Annotated in this window: 14 protein-coding genes; 9 read left to right on the forward strand and 5 right to left on the reverse strand. The window is 69.9% G+C overall.

The features are described from left to right. The first annotated feature begins 26 nt into the window (after positions 1 to 26). The 8 genes from ACTWQA_RS40170 to ACTWQA_RS40205 all read left to right on the forward strand — a co-directional run bounded on the left by ACTWQA_RS40170 (position 27) and on the right by ACTWQA_RS40205 (position 9,815). On the forward strand, positions 27 to 1,937 hold the full coding sequence (locus ACTWQA_RS40170) for a glycoside hydrolase family 127 protein (RefSeq protein WP_443164157.1): 1,911 nt from the start codon (positions 27 to 29) through the stop codon (positions 1,935 to 1,937). A gap of 4 nt (positions 1,938 to 1,941) precedes the next feature. Continuing rightward, the gene (locus ACTWQA_RS40175) at positions 1,942 to 3,639 is read left to right on the forward strand and encodes a CBM35 domain-containing protein (RefSeq protein WP_443164158.1); all 1,698 of its coding nucleotides are present in this window, start codon (positions 1,942 to 1,944) and stop codon (positions 3,637 to 3,639) included. Positions 3,640 to 4,055: 416 nt separating this feature from the next. Continuing rightward, positions 4,056 to 4,601, forward strand: coding sequence for a hypothetical protein (locus ACTWQA_RS40180; RefSeq protein ID WP_305917158.1), 546 nt, complete (start codon positions 4,056 to 4,058; stop codon positions 4,599 to 4,601). Between the two features lie 97 nt (positions 4,602 to 4,698). Continuing rightward, positions 4,699 to 5,631, forward strand: a complete 933-nt coding sequence (locus tag ACTWQA_RS40185; RefSeq protein ID WP_443164159.1) for a hypothetical protein — start codon at positions 4,699 to 4,701, stop codon at positions 5,629 to 5,631. A gap of 129 nt (positions 5,632 to 5,760) precedes the next feature. After that, positions 5,761 to 7,002 (forward strand): ABC transporter substrate-binding protein, encoded by a 1,242-nt coding sequence (locus ACTWQA_RS40190; RefSeq protein WP_443164160.1) that lies wholly within the window; start codon positions 5,761 to 5,763, stop codon positions 7,000 to 7,002. 1 nt (position 7,003) lies between these two features. Further along, complete coding sequence (locus ACTWQA_RS40195) at positions 7,004 to 7,945, forward strand: carbohydrate ABC transporter permease (RefSeq protein WP_443164161.1); 942 nt, start codon at positions 7,004 to 7,006, stop codon at positions 7,943 to 7,945. After that, positions 7,942 to 8,763 carry a carbohydrate ABC transporter permease gene (locus ACTWQA_RS40200; protein ID WP_443164162.1) on the forward strand — a complete coding sequence of 274 codons (822 nt, stop codon included), beginning with the start codon at positions 7,942 to 7,944 and terminating at the stop codon, positions 8,761 to 8,763. Before ACTWQA_RS40195 ends, ACTWQA_RS40200 begins: the two co-directional genes overlap by 4 nt. Before the next feature lie 8 nt (positions 8,764 to 8,771). Then, positions 8,772 to 9,815 carry a LacI family DNA-binding transcriptional regulator gene (locus tag ACTWQA_RS40205; RefSeq protein WP_443164163.1) on the forward strand — a complete coding sequence of 348 codons (1,044 nt, stop codon included), beginning with the start codon at positions 8,772 to 8,774 and terminating at the stop codon, positions 9,813 to 9,815. A gap of 58 nt (positions 9,816 to 9,873) precedes the next feature. Here the strand turns inward: ACTWQA_RS40205 and ACTWQA_RS40210 are convergent, their stop codons facing one another. Continuing rightward, positions 9,874 to 12,198 (reverse strand): rhamnogalacturonan lyase, encoded by a 2,325-nt coding sequence (locus ACTWQA_RS40210; RefSeq protein ID WP_443164164.1) that lies wholly within the window; start codon positions 12,196 to 12,198, stop codon positions 9,874 to 9,876. Positions 12,199 to 12,558: 360 nt separating this feature from the next. Here ACTWQA_RS40210 and ACTWQA_RS40215 point away from each other — a divergent pair, with 360 nt between their 5' ends. Beyond that, on the forward strand, positions 12,559 to 15,129 hold the full coding sequence (locus tag ACTWQA_RS40215; RefSeq protein WP_443164165.1) for a M14 family zinc carboxypeptidase: 2,571 nt from the start codon (positions 12,559 to 12,561) through the stop codon (positions 15,127 to 15,129). 54 nt (positions 15,130 to 15,183) lie between these two features. On the opposite strand, the gene ACTWQA_RS40220 is transcribed toward ACTWQA_RS40215, so the two are convergent. From ACTWQA_RS40220 to ACTWQA_RS40235, 4 genes are read right to left on the reverse strand one after another with little or no spacing between them, the layout of a single operon-like run. Then, positions 15,184 to 16,173: an ABC transporter ATP-binding protein gene (locus tag ACTWQA_RS40220; RefSeq protein WP_305917150.1), complete on the reverse strand. Its 990-nt coding sequence runs from the start codon at positions 16,171 to 16,173 to the stop codon at positions 15,184 to 15,186. Continuing rightward, complete coding sequence (locus ACTWQA_RS40225) at positions 16,170 to 17,204, reverse strand: ABC transporter ATP-binding protein (RefSeq protein ID WP_443164166.1); 1,035 nt, start codon at positions 17,202 to 17,204, stop codon at positions 16,170 to 16,172. Before ACTWQA_RS40225 ends, ACTWQA_RS40220 begins: the two co-directional genes overlap by 4 nt. Further along, positions 17,204 to 18,172 (reverse strand): ABC transporter permease, encoded by a 969-nt coding sequence (locus ACTWQA_RS40230; RefSeq protein ID WP_443164167.1) that lies wholly within the window; start codon positions 18,170 to 18,172, stop codon positions 17,204 to 17,206. Before ACTWQA_RS40230 ends, ACTWQA_RS40225 begins: the two co-directional genes overlap by 1 nt. Positions 18,173 to 18,185: 13 nt before the next feature. Beyond that, positions 18,186 to 19,694 carry an ABC transporter permease gene (locus ACTWQA_RS40235; protein WP_443164168.1) on the reverse strand — a complete coding sequence of 503 codons (1,509 nt, stop codon included), beginning with the start codon at positions 19,692 to 19,694 and terminating at the stop codon, positions 18,186 to 18,188. Between the last annotated feature and the right edge of the window lie 68 nt (positions 19,695 to 19,762).

Consider the following 19,762-nt stretch of genomic DNA (forward strand, 5'->3'; position numbering starts at 1 on the left):
GTTCCGTGATTCGAAAGGCCCACCACATGACCGACCGCTCCGTTCCCGTGCTGCCGCCGACCGGCCCGGTACGCCCTCTGGGGCTCGCCCAGGTGTCCATCACCGGCGGGTTCTGGGGCCGCAGGCAGAGCGTGAACGCGACGGCCACGCTGTTCCACTGCGAGTCGTGGATGGAGCGCCTCGGCTGGCTCGCGAACTTCGACCGCGTCGCCGACGGCACGACCGGGCCCGACCGCCCGGGCTGGTCGTTCTCCGACTCCGAGGTCTACAAGCTGCTGGAGGCCCTGGCCTGGGAGACCGGCCGGACTGGCGACCCGGACGCGGAGGCGGCCATCAAGCGGCTCACCGCCCGCATCGGCCGGGCGCAGGACCCCGACGGCTACCTCAACACGTGCTTCGGGCACGGCGAGCAGCCGCCGCGCTACAGCGACCTGGAAATGGGCCACGAGCTCTACAACACCGGCCACCTCCTGCAGGCCGCGGTGGCCCGCTTGCGCACCTCCGGCGAGGACGACCTGGTACGGATCGCGCGGCGGGCCGCCGACCACGTGTGCCGCACCTTCGGCCCCGGCGGCAACCCGGGCATCTGCGGACACCCCGAGATCGAGGTCGGGCTGGCCGAGCTCGGCCGGGCACTGGGGGAGGAGCGCTACGTCGAGCAGGCCCGGCTGTTCCTCGACCGCCGCGGGCACGGGACCCTGCGGGACATCCCGCTGGGCCGCGCCTACTTCCAGGACGACATCCCGATCAGGCAGGCCGACGTCTGGCGCGGCCACGCCGTGCGCGCGCTCTACCTCACCGCCGCCGCGGTGGACGTCGCCGTCGAGCTCGGCGACGAGGAGCTGCTGGCCGCGATCGAGCGGCAGTGGGAGCGCTCGGTCGCGCGCCGCACCTACATCACGGGCGGCATGGGCTCCCGCCACCAGGACGAGGGGTTCGGCGAGGATTGGGAGCTGCCGCCGGACCGGGCCTACTGCGAGACGTGCGCCGGTGTGGCCTCGATCATGGTGTCCTGGCGGCTCTACCTGGCCACGGGCGACGTCCGCTACACCGACCTCATCGAGCGCACGCTCTACAACGTCATCGCGACCTCCCCGAGCCCCGACGGCCGGGCGTTCTTCTACGCCAACCCCCTCCACCAGCGCACGCCCGGCAAGCCGGCGGACGCCACCGAGGTCAGCCCCCGGGCCGAGGCCGGCGTCCGGGCCGCCTGGTTCGACGTCTCCTGCTGCCCCACCAACGTCGCCAGGACGCTGGCCAGCCTGGACGGCTACGTCGCCACCGCCGACGACGACGGCCTGCAGATCCACCAGTACGCGCCCGGTACCGTCCGCGCCGAGCTGCCCGGCGGGCGGCAGGTCGCCGTGGACGTCGAGACGGACTACCCCGCGTCGGGGACCGTCCGCGTCCGGATCGTGGCCGAGGCGCCCTCGCCCTGGACCCTCTCCCTGCGGGTGCCGGCCTGGGCCGCCGGCGCCACATTGACCGAGGACGGGCAGGCACGGCCGGTCGAGCCCGGCATGCTGGAGATCCGGCGGGCGTTCCGCGCCGGCGAGGTGATCACCCTCGAACTCCCGATGGAGCCCCGCTTCACCTGGCCGGACCCCCGCATCGACGCCGTACGCGGCTGCGTCGCCGTCGAGCGCGGCCCCGAGGTCCTGTGCGCCGAGGCCCACGACCTCCCGCACTCCGGCGGGCTCGACTCCCTGGCGATCGACCCCCTGTCCAGCCCTCAGGCCGAGCCCGGCGGCGCGCGGGTCCGCGCCCTCCTGCCCGCCCACCCCGACCGGCCCTGGCCCTACCGTCTCTCGGCCGTTCCCGCGGAGCGCGCCGAGTGGCTCGACCTGCCACTGCGCCCGTACCACTCCTGGGCCCAGCGCGGCCCGTCGAGCATGCGCATCTGGTTGCCCGTGTCCACACCCCCCGAAGGAGCGTGACACCATGTCCCGAATCCGAGCGATCGCCTTAGCACTGGTCACCACGGCCGCCACCGTGGTGACCGCCGCCCCTCCGGCCGCCGCGGCAGGCGCGACGCTGACCGTCAACGTCGCCCAGCCGTTCCGGACCGTCACCCACGCCGCCTCCGGCGGCCTCTACGGCCTGGCGGAGAACTCCCGCCCGGCCGACTCCACCCTGCTGCCGATCAAGGTGAACTCGCTCACCCAGCCCGCGCCCGGCGTCGGCCAGCGCCCCAACGGCCAGCCGCCCGGCGGCGACGCCCTCCTGGTCGCCCCGCAGGCCACCCGGGTCGGCGCGGGTGAGTTCATCCGCATGCCCGACATCTACCCGGACTTCCCCTACCGGTGGGTGAGCTGGGACGACTGGCTGGCCAAGGTCAACACCATGGTCAACGCCCGCCTGTCGGCCACCACGGTCACGAACGTCATCGGCTGGGAGCTCTGGAACGAGCCCGACTACACCTGGAACACCTCTGCCGCGGGCAACTTCAACGACGGCTGGGTGCGCACGTTCCGGGCGGTGCGCGCGCTCGACACGCTCACGCCGATCGTCGGCCCCAGCACCGCCACCTACAACCGCTCCTGGATGCAGGCGTTCCTCACCCGCGCCAGGGACACCGGCACGCTGCCCGACATCATCTGCTGGCACGAGCTGACGAACCCCACCAGGATCGCCGGCGACATCGCCGACTACCGCAACCTGGAGGCGTCGCTGGGCATCAGCCCGCGCCGCATCTCCATCAACGAGTACGCCGCACCCGCCGAGGTGGACGTCCCCGGCCGGGTCGCCAGCTACGTGGCCAAGCTGGAGCGAGGCGGCGTCGAATCCGCGCACCGGGCCTTCTGGTACGAGTACGGCACCATGAACGGCCTGGTCGTCAACAACAACCAGCCCACCGGCACCTGGTGGCTGTACAAGTGGTATGGCGACATGGCCGGGAACATGGTCACCACGACGACCAGCACGCAGACCGGCCTGGACGGGTTCGCCTCCTACGACCCCACCCGCAGGATCGTCAACGTGGTGTTCGGCAACGAGGCCGGGGCCAACACCGTCAACCTCACGGGCCTCGGCCCGCTCGGCTCCAGCGTGCGCGTCACGCTGCTGTCCACCCCGTCCAGCGGCCGCTTCACCGCCGTGACCGCGCCTGCCACCGTCTCCACCACCACCCGCACGGTCAGCGGCGGCAACCTCAGCGTGTCGGTGCCGAACATGAGCGCCACCAGCGCCTACCAGCTCATCATCGAACCCGGCAGCGGGGTCCCGTCCTACCAGCAGCGCTACGAGGCCGAGAACGCCTCCGTGTTCCGCGCCCAGCGGCTGAGCGCCTCCAGCGCGTCGGCAGGCGGCTACGTGGGCCGGATCGACAACTCGGGCACGCCGCGCACCGACAGCTACGTCGACTTCGTGGTGAACGTGCCCACCGCCCGGGCGTACACGATGACCATCGGCTACGCCAACGGCACCGGCGCCACCGCCACCCAGGGCCTGGCCTACAACGGCGGGGCCTGGACCACGGTCAGCTACCCGCCGACCGCGGGCTGGGGCCAGTTCGGGGCCACGATCAGCACCAGCGTCAACCTCAGGGCCGGCTACAACGTGATCCGCCTGGCGAAGGGCTCGCCATACTTCGCGGGCGGCACCGGATACGCCGAGCTCGACTACATCCAGCTCACCTGATCGCTCGCCGCCCATGATCGCGCCTGGCCGGGCCACGACGTCGACGTGACCCGGCCGGGCGGGTCTGGTCGAGGCAAAGGGCTGCGGGCGAGCGCCCCGGGAGCGTCCGCCCGCAGCTCAGGGAATGGATGGGCCGGCCGTGGCGTTACCCCCGCAACCCCGAAGCTGGCTTTACCGCACAGGGTAGATCTTTGCCGGATTCGTGGTGTTTTATTTGCGTTTGTCCGATTCGAGTCGGTAACGTAGTTCCAGTTGCCGGGGAATGACCCGCACCTTACCTCTGAAGGGCGGTTTCCCGGATCCTCTTGCGCTCCACGTAGCGACTGTGGCCTCATGCCCGGCTACGTCGGTCAAGCGAGTGCAATGCCTGTACGTGTCCCCTAACAAAGGACTGACCTTTAACTATGACTGCCCGCATGCGCTCTATCGCCCTGCTCGCAGCCTCCACCCTTGGCGCCCTGACCATCGGCTCCGCCGCGGCACACGCCGACACCGGCTCGGACGCCGGCAAGGCCAAGCTCCAGGGCTCGACCACCGCGTCCTACTTCTGGGACGACTCCTCCGGTCGCGCCGGTGACACCGGCCTTCCCGCCGCCGGCAAGCCCATGCAGAAGGGTCTGGCCGCCAGCCCCAGCTGGCCGCTCATGACCGAGGGCTACGTGATGTACAAGGGCAAGAAGCTGCCCTTCTTCGTCGGCGACCGCGGCCCCGGCGACCCCTCCAGCCGTGGCGTCATGCTCGACCTGGACGCCAAGACCTTCGCCGAGCTGACCGGCGGCACGTTCAACCCCGACACCCTGGGCGTGGACGGCGTCGGCGGCGAGGGCCACATCAAGATCCAGTACGTGGTGACCAAGTGGGGCGACGGCATCGGCCGTAAGAGCCACCCGGTCGCCTTCTCCACCCGCGCCTGGGCCGAGAAGGACACCACCTCGGTCTCCACCGTGTCGGTGAAGCACTAAGCCGGCCCACCGGTCAGTCCGTCCACGAGGAGGGCACCCCATTCGGGGTGTCCTCCTCGTCTGTATCGTTACAAACCGATCTACAGAAGGGACGGTCATGACAGAGGTTCCCCGGCCGCTCTACCGCGACCCCATGTTCGACGGCGCCACCGATCCCACCGTGATCTGGAACCGCGCCGAGGGCGCGTGGTGGCTCGTCTACACCAGCAGGCGGGCGAACGCCCCGCACCGCCAGGACGTCAGCTGGGTCCACGGCACCGACCTCGGTGTGGCCTCCTCCGCCGACGGCGGCGTGACCTGGCTGTATCGGGGGACCATCGACGGTCTCGACCTCGAGTGGGGGCGGCACACGTACTGGGCGCCGGAGATCGTCGACGACGGCGCCACGTACCACATGTACGTCAGCGTCATCCGCGGCGTCCCCGAAGCCTGGCATCCCCATGAACGCCATATCCGCCACTACACCAGCCCCGACCTCGTCCGCTGGACCTACCGCTCCACCTTGGACCTGTCCTCCGCGTACGTGATCGACGCCTGTGTGGCCCCGCTGCCCGGCGGCGGCCACCGCCTCTGGTACAAGGACGAGGCCGACGGGTCCCACACCTGGGCCGCCGACAGCCAGGACCTGTATGAATGGAAGGTCAAGGGCCCGGCGGTGACGATCTCCGCCCACGAGGGGCCCAACGTGTTCACCCTCGGCGGCCACCACTGGATGATCGTGGACGAATGGCGCGGCCAGCGCGTGCTCAGATCCGACGACCTCGAGACCTGGCAGCCCCAGGGGCTCATCCTCGACAAGCCGGGGACCGGCGAGCAGGACGCCGGCTACGGGCACCACGCGGACGTCGTGGTGACCGGCGAAGAAGCGCTGGTCTTCTACTTCACCCACCCGGACGGGCCGGACAGCGGACGGCGCTCAGCCGTGCACGCGGCCCGGCTGAGGGTCCGCGACGGCATGCTGACCTGTGATCGTGACGAGCCGCTCATCGGCCCGATCCTGCCCGTTGAGGGTCCGGCAACACATCCTTGACATCCGCCAATTTTTATCGATACAAACCACTGTATCGATAAACCGGCGAAAGACCGGCCGGTTGCCCCCCGCGTGGATGTCCATCCGCGCGCCCATCCCCCACGGTAACGATCGCCAAAGAGGTGAGCGATGTCCCTGCTCAGAAGATCAGTCGCGACGCTGGCGGCAGCGGCCGCCGTCCTGGCCGCAACGGCCGGATGCGGCTCGGGAAGTGAAGGCAGCGGCGGCGGCAAGACCAAGCTGAGCTTCTTCTCCTGGGAGAACGAGCAGACGATGAAGCCGCTCATCGACGCCTTCGAGAAGCAGAACCCCAGCATCGACATCGAGTTCTCCACCGCCCCGCCCGTGGCCGAGTACATCGCGGCGCTGCAGACCAGGCTCGTCTCGGGCACCGCGGCGGATGTGTTCGTGATCGCCGCGGAGAACAAGACCAACCTCGTTCAGGGTGGCTTCGTCAAGGACCTGACCGGCAAGCCGTTCATGGCGAACATGTCCAAGTTCAACACCGAGGCCTGGTCCGTGGACGGCAAGGCCTACGGCATGTCGATCTCGTCGTGGTCCGCCGGCATCCTCTACAACAAGGACCTCCTCGCCAAGGCGGGCGTCACCGAATTCCCCACCAAGTGGGACGACTTCATCGCGCTGTGCCAGAAGCTCAAGGCGGCGGGCACCACGCCGTACCACGAATCGGTGGCGGGCATGCCGCTCACCTTCGCGGCCCTGGTCGGCCACGAGAACGCGCGCCAGGGCGGCGACGTGGACGCCCAGATCTTCGCAGGCACGAAGAAGTTCGGCGACCTGTGGAACGGGCCGCTGACGACCTTCAACCAGCTGTTCACCAGCGGCGTGCTGGGCAAGGACGCGGTCAGCCTGAAGGGCGAGCAGATCGTGGACGAGTTCGCCAACGGCCGCGTCGCGATGATCCCCGCGGGTCCGTGGGACGTGACCTCGCTGCGGGAGAAGGCGCCGAAGATGAACATGGTCTTCGCCGGGGTGCCCACGCCCGACGGCAAGCCGTTCTGGGGCGGCGCCGCCTCGCCCGGCTGGGCCATCAACGCCAAGACCGAGCACGAGAAGGAGGCCGAGGCGTTCCTGACGTACCTCGGCAGCAAGGAGGGCGTCACGCTGTTCAACAAGCAGACGGCCGCCATGACCACCACGTCCGACGTCACCCCCGTGATCGACAAGGTGCTGGAGCCCAACCTCCAGGCGCTCAAGGACGGCAACTTCTACCTGCCGCAGATCGCCTGGCCGCGGGTCCAGGACGCGCTCAACACCGAGGCCGTCGCCCAGCTCCAGCTGATGGTGCAGGGCCAGGCCAAGCCGGCGGACGTCGCCGCCGCGCTGGACAACCGGCTGGCCCAGGGCTGACATGACCGCGCTCGGCAGAAGGGCGCCCGCACCGACGGGCGCCCTGTCCTGGCTCACCTCGCCGAAGAGGCTCGAAGGGCTGCGCCTGCAGGCGTTCCTGGTGCCGATCGGGATCGTGTTCGCGGTGTTGTTCGCGATCCCGCTGGCGCAGTCGCTCTACTTCAGCGTGACCGACTTCAACGGCTACTCCACGGACGTCAACTTCGTCGGGCTGGAGAACTACCGGAAGATCTTCAGCGATCCGTCCATGCTGGCGGGGCTGGGGTTCACGCTGCTGTACGCGATCGGCACCACCGTGATCGTCACGGTGCTGGCGATCCCGCTGGCCGTGCTGCTCAACCGGCGCTTCTTCGGCCGGAACGTGGTGCGCGCGGTCTTCTTCTTCCCGGCGATCCCGAGCATTGCGATCCTCGGTCTGGTGTGGGGGTTCATCCTGTCGCCCCTCGGGTCCGGCGCGCTCAACTGGCTGCTCGACGCGGTCGGCGGGTTCGGCCCCGTGTCGTGGCTGTCGGACGGCACGCTCGCCCAGTTGTCGATCATCATGGTCGCCGTCTGGTCGTCCACCGGCTGGCACGCCATCCTCTACCTGGCGTACCTGCAGTCCATCCCCGGCGACTACTACGAGGCCGCGCGGGTCGACGGGGCCTCGCCGCGCCAGTCGTTCTTCAGGATCACGCTGCCGCTGCTCGCCCCCGCGGTCACCGTCAGCTCGCTGCTGCTGATGACCGGCGGGCTGAAGGTCTACGATCTGCCCTACACCCTCACCAAGGGCGGCCCCGGGTACGCGACCTTCACCATCACCCAGTCGATCATCCAGAGCGGCATCGCCCAGGCCAAGTTCGGCCAGGCCTCCGCGCTGGCCGTGGTCTTCATGCTGGCCGTGGGAGCGATCGTGGCCGTCCAGCTCGTTCTGTCCCGCCGCCTGGAGGGACGCCTCTCATGAGGAAACAGCGCTCCTCACCGATTCTGTCCCTGGCCATGATCCTGGCCGCGGCCGTGGTCGGCGTGCCCTTCTACTACATCGTCGTCAACACGTTCAAGACGCGGCAGGAAACGTCCGCCGCGCCGCTCGCGCCGCCGACGAGCCTTTACCTGGACAACTATGTGCGGGTGTTGGAGGGCACGCCGATCCTGCAGTCGTTCCTCAACACCCTCTACGTCACCGCCGTGTCCATCGTGATCATGCTGGTCATCGGGTCGATGGCGGCGTACGCGATGCTGCTGCGCCAGACGCTGCTCAACCGGGTGGTCGGGGTGCTCCTCGTGATCGCGTTCTTGGTGCCCGGGCAGGCCACGCTGATCCCCGTCTACCGGATCCTGGTGGGGCTGCGGCTGGTGGACAGCCTGGAAGGGCTCGTCTTCCTGTACGCGGCCGGCTCGATCTTCTGCTACTTCCTCATCCAGGGCTACCTGCGGTCGCTGCCGATCTCGATCTTCGAGGCCGCCCGCATCGACGGCGCCGGACCCTGGCAGATCTACTGGCGGATCGTGCTGCCGCTCATCCGGCCGATCCTCATCACGGTCGGGGTGTTCCAGACCATGTGGATCTGGAACGACTTCATCACGCCGAACGTCTTCATCAGCTCACCCGACAAGCAGACCCTGGTCCTGCAGGTCTACAAGGCCGTCGGGGAGTACTCGGTGGACTGGCCGGCGTTCATGACGCTCAGCGTGATCGTGCTCATCCCCGTCGTGGTCTTCTTCATCGTGATGCAGCGGCACATCGTCAACGGGCTCCTGCAAGGAAGCGTCAAGGGCTGAGGCCCTCCATGAGAGGATTCTTCGGTGAGGCGGCGGGGATGGTGACGATCCAGGACGTGGCACGAGCAGCAGGCGTGTCCGCCATGACCGTGTCCCATGTGATCAACGACCATCCGCACGTCAAGACCGAGACCCGGGCTCGCGTGCTGCAGGCCATCACTGACCTCGACTACCGGGTCAACGTGGCCGCGCGCAACCTCCGCACCGGCCGCACCGGCACGATCGGGCTGGCCGTTCCCGAGGTCGACCGGCCTTACTACGGGCAGCTGGCCGCCGAGATCATCACCGCGGCGGCCCGGCACAACCTCAAGGTGGCGATCGAGCAGACCGGCGCCTCCCGCGAGGGCGAGCTCGACGCGCTCGCCCTGTCCCGCAACCGGCTCTATGACGGGCTCATCCTCAGCACGGTCGGGCTGGGACCGGCCGACACCGACCTGCTCAAGGTCGACTACCCCGTGGTCATCCTGGGGGAGCGGATCTTCGACGGGCCGGTGGACCACGTCGCGATGCCCAACGTCGAGGGCGCGCGGGTGGCGACCGCGCACCTGATCGAGCGGGGCTGCCGCCGCATCGCGCTGATCGACGGCGGGCCGCCCGGCGACGAGGTCGACGTGTCCAGCCTGCGCTACGACGGTTATCGGGAGGCGCTGGCGGAGGCCGGCATCCCCCTCGACCCGCGGCTACTCGTCCACATCGACGGGCTCACCATGGAGCAGGGCGCCGCCGCCGCGCGGCGGGTGAGCGAGTCCGGGGTCGAGTTCGACGGCGCCTTCTGCGTGACCGACACGGTGGCGATGGGCGCGCTGCGCGGGTTCGCCGACGCCGGGGTGCGCGTGCCGCAGGACGTCAAGGTCATCGGGTTCGACAACATCGCCGAAGGCGCCTACATCGTGCCGTCGCTGTCGTCGATCGACCCCGACCACGCGCTCATGGCGAGCACGGCCGTGCGGTTCCTGGTCGGGCGGCTGGCGGAGAAGGGGAAGAAACGGCAGGTCGCGCGGGAGTTCATCAGCCGCTTCACGGTCGTGGCCCGCGAGTCCACCGGCGGCTGACGACTCCGGCCACTGACATCGACCGGCGGCTGACCGCCGCCGGTCGACTCGCTGGGGCTCAGCCCCGGGGGGTCCGGAAGCGGGGCACGGGCACCCGCGACCAGTCGATGTCCGAGCCCAGGTAGAAGCTCGGGTACGCGGGCTGGTTGTAGCCGGTCTGCTGCCGCGCCACCTCCACGCGATACTGCGGGTCGTGCATCAGCGTGTACAGCTTGCGGTCCGTGACCTCCATGCTGAGGAAGATCCGGATCGCCGAGCTGTCGGCCGTGCGCGTCAGCAGCTCCTCCCGCCAGTCGCCGAACACGTCGGCCACCAGACCCGGGTTGCCCTTCGTCCAGTTGTTGGTCAGCGTGCCCTCAGCGGTGAGCACCGTGCCGCGCTTCCAGTCGTCGATCGTCGGCGTCTGGAGCACGGTGGTGGCAGTGCCGTTGATCAGCTGGGTGGTCATGTCGGTCGCCCAGCGGATGCTCATGTTGGTGCCGGGGGTGGTCCGGCCCAGGTGGTCGCCGCGGGCCGACCACAGGCCCGCCTGGATCTCCTGGTTGGGCGGCATCGACGACCATGCCTCCAGGCCGCGGATGGCGGGGTCGATGTCACCGACCATGCCGCGCCCGGTATCCCGGCCGCTGTATCCGCCGAACAGTACCTTTCCGGTGGCGGCGTCCCGCATCGCCCATCCGTACGGGGCCCACGCGGCGCCCTCGTGCACCGTCCAGATCTCCAGGCCCGGGTGGTCGGGGTCGAGGTCGCCGACGTGCATGGCGTCGCCGTGGCCGAGCCGCACGTTCTGCCCGGGCACGTTGCTCTGCGGCGGGCCCTCGGCGAACGACGAGTACAGCAGGTCGCCGTCGTCGTCGATGGTCGCGGCCCCGTACACGATCTCCTGCCGGCCGTCAGCGTCCACGTCGGCCACGCTCATCGAGTGGAAGCCCTGGGTGGTGAGGTCGGCATATTTCGGGTTGCTTCCCGGCACGCCGTGGGGGGAGGCGTTGAACGGGTTCGCCATCGGCGCGTGGCCGCTGTCGACGTACCAGACCTCCTTCAGCTTCCTGCCGTTCCAGTCGTAGGCGACCAGCGTGGTGCGCGTGTAGTAGCCGCGGGCGAAGATCGCCGACGGCCGCTTGCCGTCGAGGTAGGCGACGGCGGACAGGAACCGGTCGACCCGGTTGCCCGGCTCGACGCGGGCCATCGCGTAGTCGCCCCACAGCAGGCCGTCGTCGCCGCGGCCCGGCTTGTAGTGGATGGTCTGCAGCTCCTTGCCGGAGGCGCCGTCCAGCACCGACAGGTACTCGGGGCCGGTGATGACGAACCCGGCGAACTCCCGCAGGCGGTTGTTGCCGCTGCGGCCCGGGGCGTAGACGTCGACGAAGTGCGTGGCCAGGTCGACGGCGGCCTCGTGCGACAGCGGGTACTGGTGCCTCGGGGCGATGCCGAAGGCCTGCTCGAGCGTCGCCGGCCAGCGCCCGGCCACCACCTCGGGGTGCTCGTGCCACTTCTCGAACATGCCGACCACGTGGTCGAAGTAGTCCGCCGCGCTCTTGCGGTAGTCGTCGGCGTGCGAGTAGCCGGCTTTGACGTCCTGCTCCGGCATCGTGACGTAACGCTCGGAGACGACCTGGCCGTCGCGTCCGTAGCGGATCATCTTCGTGCCGGGGGCGGTCTTGAGCATCATCTCCGAGCGGCCGTCGCCGTCGAAGTCGTAGACCAGGAACTGCGTGTAGTGGGCGCCCGCGCGGATGTTGACGCCCAGGTCGAGCCGCCAGCGGAGGGTGCCGTCCAGCTCGTACGTGTCGACGTAGGTGTTGCCGGTGTAGCCGCGCTGGGAGACGTCCTTGGAGTTGGACGGGTCCCATTTCACGACGTATTCGTATTGGCCGTCGCCGTCCACGTCGCCGACGCTCAGGTCGTTGGCCGAGTAGGTGTAGGCCTCGCCGGCGGGGGTCACGCCGTCGGCCGGTTTCTTCAGCTGAAGATCATAAAACGATTTAACCCACGGCGTGGCGGCGGCGCTGCGGCGGCCCTCCCGGCCCTTGACGACGGGGGCGACGCGGTACTCGGCGGAGCCGGTGCCGGCGGTGTCGAGGTAGTTGGTGCTGTCGGTCACCGTCGCGATGGGCCGGCTGTCGCGGTAGACGCGGAAGTCGGCACCCTCCATGCCGGTGGCGCCGGCGCCGGTCACCTCGTCGCCGAGGAGTCGCCAGCTGAGGAACACGCCCTCGCTGGTGGAGGCCGCTACCAGGCCGCGGTCGAGGTGTTCGAGCCGCACGCCCGCGCCGTGGCCGCGGTCGGTGCCGGCGGCGGCCGGGGCCACGGTCGCCGATGCGGTGAGCAGGGCGGCCAAGGCGGTGGCGAGTAAGCGGCGGACGCCGCTGGGGGATCTCATGGCACAGGGCTCCTGGCGCATTAAATCGATAAAATCTCCCGGAGGCTATTGGCCGTCTGTGAGGTTTGTCAAGGACACATTTCGGCTGCATTTTTCGCGAAATGAATGCACGAGTTGCAGTGAATTGAATTCCCGATCGCGCACCGGCCGCCGTGCCCCGGCTCCGGCGCGCCCCGGCTGAGATCGTCGACGAGCACATGCGCCCGTGGGATGCTCGCTGGGCGGGGCAGGCGGGCGATCCCTGGATCTCCGGCGACACAGAATGACATGGATTGCGCGTCGCTCTGATCACGGCGTCTTGTGTGGTTTCGTCGCTAAAACGTACGAACGAGACCGCACTTCTGATTCGTGGAGGACTTTGTGCGCTTATATCCAGCCATCCTGGGCATCGCCGTCTCGGCCGCGCTCCTCGTCCCGCCAGGGTCGGCGACAGCCGAGCCGGCCGAGCCGCCCCACCCCGCCGTACGCGACTTCGGCAACGGCCCCGAGCGGAACGAGGTGGCCGCGGGCGTCGCGGAGGGACAGCAGGCCCAGAAGCTCCGCCTCGCCCCGGAGGCCGAGCCGTACGGGCTGTCCCGGGACCGCGGATACCCCAGGCGGACCCAGCTCCCGATCCCCGCGGAGAACCCCGCCGACGCCTCCATCAAACTGGGCCTGGTGCCGTACCACGGCATCGCCCCCAAGCTGAACGACCTGCAGCGGCGCAGCGACCGCGTCAGCGCGGAGATCATCGGCCGCACCCACCAGGGCCGCGACCTCTACCTCGTCACCCTCACCGCCCCGGAGAGCCGCGGCCAGGCCGCCGAGCAGAGCGTCATCCGCGACCGCATCGAGAACGACCCGGCCGGCGCCGCCCGCGACCGCAGGCTGGCCGCCAGATACAAGGCGCCGATCTTCGTCAACGCCAACATCCACGGCAACGAGTGGGAGGGCACCGACGCCGCGCTGCGTACCATCGAAGAGCTGGCGACCAGCACCGATCCCCAGGTCGCCGACCTCATGAAGCGCACGAGACTGTACTTCAACATCACCGCCAACCCCGACGGCCGCGTCAACGGCGTTCGCCAGAACGGCGCCGGCTTCGACATGAACCGCGACTTCGTCACCGCCTCCCAGCCCGAGGTCCGGGCCATGCGCCAGGTGATGATCGACACCCAGCCGGTCGCCATGATCGACCTGCATGGCTACGTCAATGGCACGCTCATTGAGCCCACCACGCCGCCGCACGGCGCCAACTACGAGTACGACGTGTTCATCAGGAACACCTACGCCAACGGGCTCGGCATGGAGGCCGCCGTCAACGGGCTCGGCTACACCCCGGCGAAGGACGGCGTGGAGCCGGTGCAGATCCCGTTCCGCGACTCCGCCGAGGGCTGGGACGATTGGCCGCCGATCTTCACCCCGCAGTACGCGCCGTTCCACGGCACGGTCGCCGCGCACACCGTCGAGATCCCGCTCCGGGTCAACAACGCCGACTACAACCTGCCCGTCGAGGAGCTGCGCCGCCGCTCCGCGATCAACACCGACGTGGCCGCCGCCGCGATCCGGGCCACCTACGGGTTCGTGCAGTCCAAGCACGACGCGCTGATCGCCGACCAGATCGAGGTCTTCCGGCGGGGCGCGGCTGGCGAGCCGTCCAAGGTCGTGCCGCTCGGCATCGTGCCCGGCTTCGGCCCCGAGGACGTCTACAACACCACCTTCCCCCGCGCGTACGTCATCACCGGGCAGCGCTCGGCCACCGCGGCCGCTCGCCTGGTCGACCACCTGATCGCGAACGACGTGCGGGTCGAGCGGGCCACGCGCCCGTTCCGCCTGAACGGCAAGACGTACCCGGCCGGCTCCTACGTCGTGGACATGCGCCAGCCCAAGCGCGGGCTGGCCAACGTGATGCTGGAGCCGGGCGAGGACATCTCCCCACGAGTCGATGCCATGTACGACATCTCCGGCTGGAGCCACGGCCTGCTCTGGGGCGCCACCGTGGACAGCATCCCCTCGGGACCGCTGCACGTCTCATCCGAACCGGTCAAGGCCGCCGCTCCTACCGGATCCGTCCCGCGTACCCCCGGGCCGCTGGCGCTGAAGGTGACCGACGCCAAGGAGGTCCAGGCGCTCAACGACCTGCTCACCCAGGGCGTGGCCGTGACCTGGACGAACGACGGCCGCGCGATCGTGCCGGCCGCCGCCCGCCAGGCCGCCGCGACCGTGTCCGACCGCTACGGCGTGGCCTTCACCCCGGCGGGCCCGGCCACGGGCACGCCGCTGGCGCCGGTGCGCATCGCCGCGGCGGCCTCCGCGGACGAGCTGTTCACCCTGCGCGAGATGGGCTTCACCGTCACCCCGGTCTCCACCGCCGTGCTCAACGCGGGCTTCGACTGGAGCGGCGCCGACGTCCTGTACGTCTCCAGCGGGCTCAGCTACGCGGCGCTCAACCCCGCGGCCCGGACGGCGCTCGACGCCTTCCTCGCCACCGGCGGCGTGATCACCCGTGGCGGCACGGGGGCGGCGTTCAACGCAACGGCAGGGCTGCTCACGGCGACCGCGGTCGCCGGCCGCGGCGACGCCAACGGCGTGGTCCGCGTGACCTCGTCGGCCGGCCCCGTCGGCGGCGGGTCGCCGGAGCACTCGTTCGTGTACTCGCCGCGCTGGTTCACCGCCCTCGGCGCCGAGGTCACCGTCGAGCAGTCGTACGCCACCGACGGCCCGCTCGTGTCCGGCCACTGGCGGCCGAACGCGGCGGACGGCATCGGCGGCCCGGACGCGGCCAGGGGACAGGCCGCTGTGGTCAGCGGCCGGGACGAGCGGGGCGCGGCCGTGGTGCTGTTCGGCACCGAGCCGATGTTCCGCAACCACCCGAAGGGGTTGTTCCCGCAGGTGGCGAGGGCGCTGTACTGGTCGGCAGCGGTCACCGGCGCAACCGTCACCGCCCCCTGACACCACTCGCGCGGGCCGGCGACCCGAAGACCGGGTCACCGGCCCCCGCGGGCGTCACACCACCTTGGTGTTCACCTCGGCGAAGTGGCAGGCGGTGGGGTGGCCGATGCCGCGGTCGGTCAGGGCGGGCTCCTCGACGGCGCAGATGTCCTGGGCCTTCCAGCACCGCGAGCGGAACCTGCATCCGCTGGGCGGATCCAGCGGGCTCGGCACCTCGCCGGTGAGGATGATCCGCTGCCTGCGGCGCTCCTCGCGCGGATTGGCCATCGGCGCGGCCGACAGCAGCGCCTGGGTGTAAGGGTGGGCGGGACGGTCGTAGACGTCGTCACGCGAGCCGGTTTCGACGATCTTGCCGAGGTACATCACCGCGACCCGGTCGGAGATGTGCCTGACCACCGACAGGTCGTGCGCGATGAAGATGTACGCCAGCCCGAACGCGTCCTGGAGATCCTCCAGCAGGTTGACCACTCCGGCCTGCACCGACACGTCCAGCGCGGACACCGGCTCGTCGAGCACGAGGAGCTTGGGCTCCAGCGCCAGCGCGCGGGCGATGCCGACGCGCTGGCGCTGCCCGCCGGAGAACTCGTGCGGATACCTGTTGCCGTGCTCGGGGTTGAGGCCGACCCGTTCGAGCAGTTCGGCCACCCGGGCGGGGCCGCCGTCCTGCCAGCGGCCGTGGACCTTCAGCGGTTCGGCGATGATGTCGTTGACCGGCAGCTTCGGGTTGAGCGAGGCGTAGGGATCCTGGAAGACGATCTGGATGTCCCGCCGCACCGCTCGCAGCCGTTTGGGCGGCATCGTCGTCAGCTCTTCGCCTTCGAAGAGCACCGAGCCGGACGTGGGCTTGTGGAGCTGGAGGATGGCCCGGCCCGTCGTCGACTTGCCGCATCCCGACTCGCCGACGACGCCGAGGGTCTCGCCCTGGTCGACGTGCAGGCAGACGCCGCTGACCGCCTGGATGTGGCCGCCCACTTTGCGCAGGAGACCGCCGCCGCGTACGGGGAAGCTCATCACCAGGTCGTTGACCTCGAGCAGGTGGGTCATCGGACGGCCTCGCTCCCGTTGCGGAACAGCGCGGTGGGGTCCGCCGCCGCGGCCACGTCGCGCCAGTGGTGGCAGGCGGCGTAGTGCCCGCCTTCGCCGGCTTCCATGAGGGTGGGCTCCTCGCTGCGGCAGGTGTCGTCGGCCAGCGGGCAGCGTGGCGAGAACGGGCAGCCCGCCGGCAGGTTGATCAAGGACGGCGGGGCCCCGCCGATCGGGCGCAGCCGCCCGCCCGACGTCTCCAGCGACGGCATCGAGCCGAGCAGCCCCGCCGTGTACGGCATGCGCGGCTTGTAGAAGATCGTGTCGGTGTCGCCGATCTCGACCGGCTTGCCGGCGTACATGACCAGCACCCGATGCGCGATGCCCGCGACCACGCCGAGGTCGTGGGTGATCAGCACGATCGCGGCGTTGACGGCGTCCTTGACGGCCAGAAGCTTCTCCAGGATCTGCGCCTGCACGGTGACGTCGAGGGCCGTGGTCGGCTCGTCGGCGATGATGACGTCCGGGTTGTTGATGACCGCCATGGCGATCATCGCGCGCTGGCGCATGCCGCCGGAGAACTCGTGGGGGTAGGCGCGCAGGCGTGCCTCGGCCTGCGGGATGCCGACCAGGTCGAGCATCTCCTTGGCCCGCGCGAGCGCCTGTTTCCTCGGCACCAGGCCGTGCGCGAGCACCGCCTCGGCGAGCTGGTCGCCGATCGTGTGCACGGGGTTCAGCGCCGTCATGGGGTCCTGGAAGATCATGGCGATCTTCCCGCCGCGCAGCGCCCGCCGCCTGCGGCCGGGCAGCTTCAGCACGTCCTCGCCGCGGTAGAGGATCCGGCCCCGCACGCGGGCGCCGCGCGGGAGCAGCCCCATCACGGCCAGGGAGGAGACCGACTTGCCCGAGCCGGACTCGCCGACGATGCCGAGCACCTCCCGCTCGTTCAGCGCGTAGGAGACGCCCCGGACGGCGTGGACGACGCCGTCGTCGGTCGGGAACTCGACGGTCAGGTCCTCCACGCGAAGAATCTCACTGGCGGGACTGGTCATCAGGCACGCACCCGGGTCTGTCGAGGGTCGAAGGCGTCACGCAGCCCGTCGCCGATGAAGTTGATGGACAGGGCGATCGCGATGATGAAGACGCCCGGCCACCAGAACAGCCACGGGCGGGTGGTCATCGCGCTGCGGTAGGTGTCGATGAGCTGGCCGAGGGAGACGTCGGGCGGCTGCACGCCGACGCCGAGGAACGACAGCGCCGATTCCAGGAGCACCGCGTTGGCCACGGCCAGGGTGGCGCTGACGATGATGACGCCGACGGTGTTCGGCAGGATGTGCCGGAAGATGATCCGGCCGGCGGAGGTCCCCACCGCCCGTGCCGCCTCCACGAACTCCTTCTCGCGCAGCGACAGGAACTCGCCCCGGATCAGCCGGCCCAGCGTGGGCCAGGTCACCAGGCCGATGCAGATGGCCAGGATCACTATGCCCGAATCGCCGAACGCCCGTCCGACGATGGCCGCGATGATCAGGATCGGAATGGTGATCATCACATCGGTCAGCCGCATGATGATCGATTCCGTAATTTTCCTGAAGTATCCGGCGAAGGCGCCTGCGATCGTCCCGACCGTGGTGGCGACGAAGCCGACGATGAACGCGACGATGATCGACTGCTGGGCGCCGCGCATGGTCAGCGCGAAGTAGTCGATGCCGATGTTGTCCTGGCCGAACGGATGCTCGCCGAGGCGGATCCCCTGACCGCCGAGGAACGCGGGGACCACGCTGAGCGTCGGCCTGCCCTGGTTGACCAGTGATCCGGTGGCGAGATACGTCTTGTCCCACCAGCCGGGCACGGGCCCGAACCCGATGGAGGTGAACGCCAGCAGGACGACGCCGCCGAAGACGACCATGCCGGCGAGCGCGGCGCGGTGCCGGAAGAACCGGCGCCGGACCATCTGGCCCTGGGTGCGGGCGACGACGGTCATGCCCTGCGCGGCCCCTGGAGCCTGGGCGCTGATCGTCATAGGTGGTTCTCCCTCATGACAGCCTGATCCGCGGGTCGAGATAGGCGTAGACGATGTCGGCCAGCATGTTGAACACGACGATGGCGGTCCCCGAGACGATGAAGAACGCCATGACCGGAGCGGGGTCCACTTGCTGGAGCCCCCTGAGGAACAGGCTCCCCATGCCCTGCCAGCCGAAGACGTTCTCGGTCACGATGGCGCCGCCGATCACGCCCGCGAAGTCGACGGCCATGAGCGTGGTGATCGGGATCATCCCGTTGCGGAAGGCGTGCTTGGTGATCACCGTGCGCTCGGGCGAGCCCTTGGCCCGCGCGGTGCGCACGTAGTCGAGGTTCATCACCTCGAGCATGCTGGAGCGGCTGTAGCGTGTGTACGTGGCCAGGGAGATCAGGATCAGCGCCATGGTCGGCAGCAGGAGGTGCCCGGCCGCGTCCAGGTTCGTCTGCCAGAAGTCGCCGGTGAAGTTCGGGGTGCGTGAGCCGATCGTGGAGATCGGGCGGCCGCGGACCCGCTCGCTGTAGGCGGCGAAGCCGCGCAGCATCCGGTCGAGGAAGATCAGCCCGCCGGTGATCAGCCCGGTCAGCACGGCGGCGGTGATCGCCTGGCGGCGGAGCAGGCCGCCGAGGCCGTGCCCGAGTCCCGCGCAGACGGCCACGGTGACGAGCGCGAGCCCGAAGATCCCCGCCCAGCCGGGGTCGGCCAGCACGGGATCCAGGACCTCGGACAGGAGCACGCCGATTCCCGCGGCCGCCAGGGCCGCGTAGAGCGGGCCGCGGTACTGCAGCCCGGAGATCAGCACGGTCAGCCCGATCGCCGTGCCTCCCGCGAGAACGGCCAGCGCGAACAGCCCGATGCCCGGATCGGCGAACCAGCGGGTCGCCGAGAGCAGCGCCAGCGTCACGGCCGTGACGGCGGCGCCCGCACCGAACGCGGCCAGCCTGAGCCGCCGCTCGCCCACGGCCAGCGCCGCCCAGGCCAGGCCGCCGACCAGGGCCGCCGAGCCGATGACGGCAGGCGGGATGACGGGATCCCGGAGCCAGTCGTTGAACTCGATGGCGATGTACTGCTTGAGCATGACCGCGACCCAGAAGAGCGGGAGGGAGAAGCAGACGAAGGCGGCGAAGGTGACCGAGTAGTCGAAGGCGCTGTACTGCCGCAGCGCCGAGACGATGCCCACGATCACGCCGATGACGACCGCGAGCACGGTGGCCGCCACGACGAGCTGGAGCGTCGCCGACAGGGCCGCGCCGAGCAGCACGCCCACGTCCTGGCCGTCGCGGTTGACGCCGAGGTCACCGCGGAACAGGTTGCCGAGCCAGGCCAGATATCTCAGAGGAAGGGCGACGTCGAGGTTCATCCGGTCGATGCGGTCGGCCATCCTCCTTTCCCGGTCCGGGCCCGGAAGCTCCCTCAGGTCCTCCAGCGGGTCGCCGGCGAGCGCCGTCAGCCCGTAGATGACCATGGTGGCGGCCAGGAGGACGAAGAAGGAGGTGATCAGTCTTCGGGAGATGAAGGCGATCACTCGCTACCCCCTTGGTTCATGGCGACGATGTGCTGGCGCGTGGGGCGGGGGCCCGTGGGGTTTCGGAC

The organism is Nonomuraea sp. 10N515B, assembly GCF_052245915.1.
GTDB lineage: Bacteria > Actinomycetota > Actinomycetes > Streptosporangiales > Streptosporangiaceae > Nonomuraea.

Excerpts from the sequence above, each read along its gene's own strand:
- ACTWQA_RS40170 (WP_443164157.1), top strand. The coding sequence starts at position 27 with ATGACCGACCGCTCCGTTCCCGTGCTGCCGCCGACCGGCCCGGTACGC.
- ACTWQA_RS40175 (WP_443164158.1), top strand. The coding sequence starts at position 1,942 with ATGTCCCGAATCCGAGCGATCGCCTTAGCACTGGTCACCACGGCCGCC.
- ACTWQA_RS40180 (WP_305917158.1), top strand. The coding sequence starts at position 4,056 with ATGCGCTCTATCGCCCTGCTCGCAGCCTCCACCCTTGGCGCCCTGACC.
- ACTWQA_RS40185 (WP_443164159.1), top strand. The coding sequence starts at position 4,699 with ATGACAGAGGTTCCCCGGCCGCTCTACCGCGACCCCATGTTCGACGGC.
- ACTWQA_RS40190 (WP_443164160.1), top strand. The coding sequence starts at position 5,761 with ATGTCCCTGCTCAGAAGATCAGTCGCGACGCTGGCGGCAGCGGCCGCC.
- ACTWQA_RS40195 (WP_443164161.1), top strand. The coding sequence starts at position 7,004 with ATGACCGCGCTCGGCAGAAGGGCGCCCGCACCGACGGGCGCCCTGTCC.
- ACTWQA_RS40200 (WP_443164162.1), top strand. The coding sequence starts at position 7,942 with ATGAGGAAACAGCGCTCCTCACCGATTCTGTCCCTGGCCATGATCCTG.
- ACTWQA_RS40205 (WP_443164163.1), top strand. The coding sequence starts at position 8,772 with ATGAGAGGATTCTTCGGTGAGGCGGCGGGGATGGTGACGATCCAGGAC.
- ACTWQA_RS40210 (WP_443164164.1), bottom strand. The coding sequence starts at position 12,198 with ATGAGATCCCCCAGCGGCGTCCGCCGCTTACTCGCCACCGCCTTGGCC.
- ACTWQA_RS40220 (WP_305917150.1), bottom strand. The coding sequence starts at position 16,173 with ATGACCCACCTGCTCGAGGTCAACGACCTGGTGATGAGCTTCCCCGTA.
- ACTWQA_RS40225 (WP_443164166.1), bottom strand. The coding sequence starts at position 17,204 with ATGACCAGTCCCGCCAGTGAGATTCTTCGCGTGGAGGACCTGACCGTC.
- ACTWQA_RS40230 (WP_443164167.1), bottom strand. The coding sequence starts at position 18,172 with ATGACGATCAGCGCCCAGGCTCCAGGGGCCGCGCAGGGCATGACCGTC.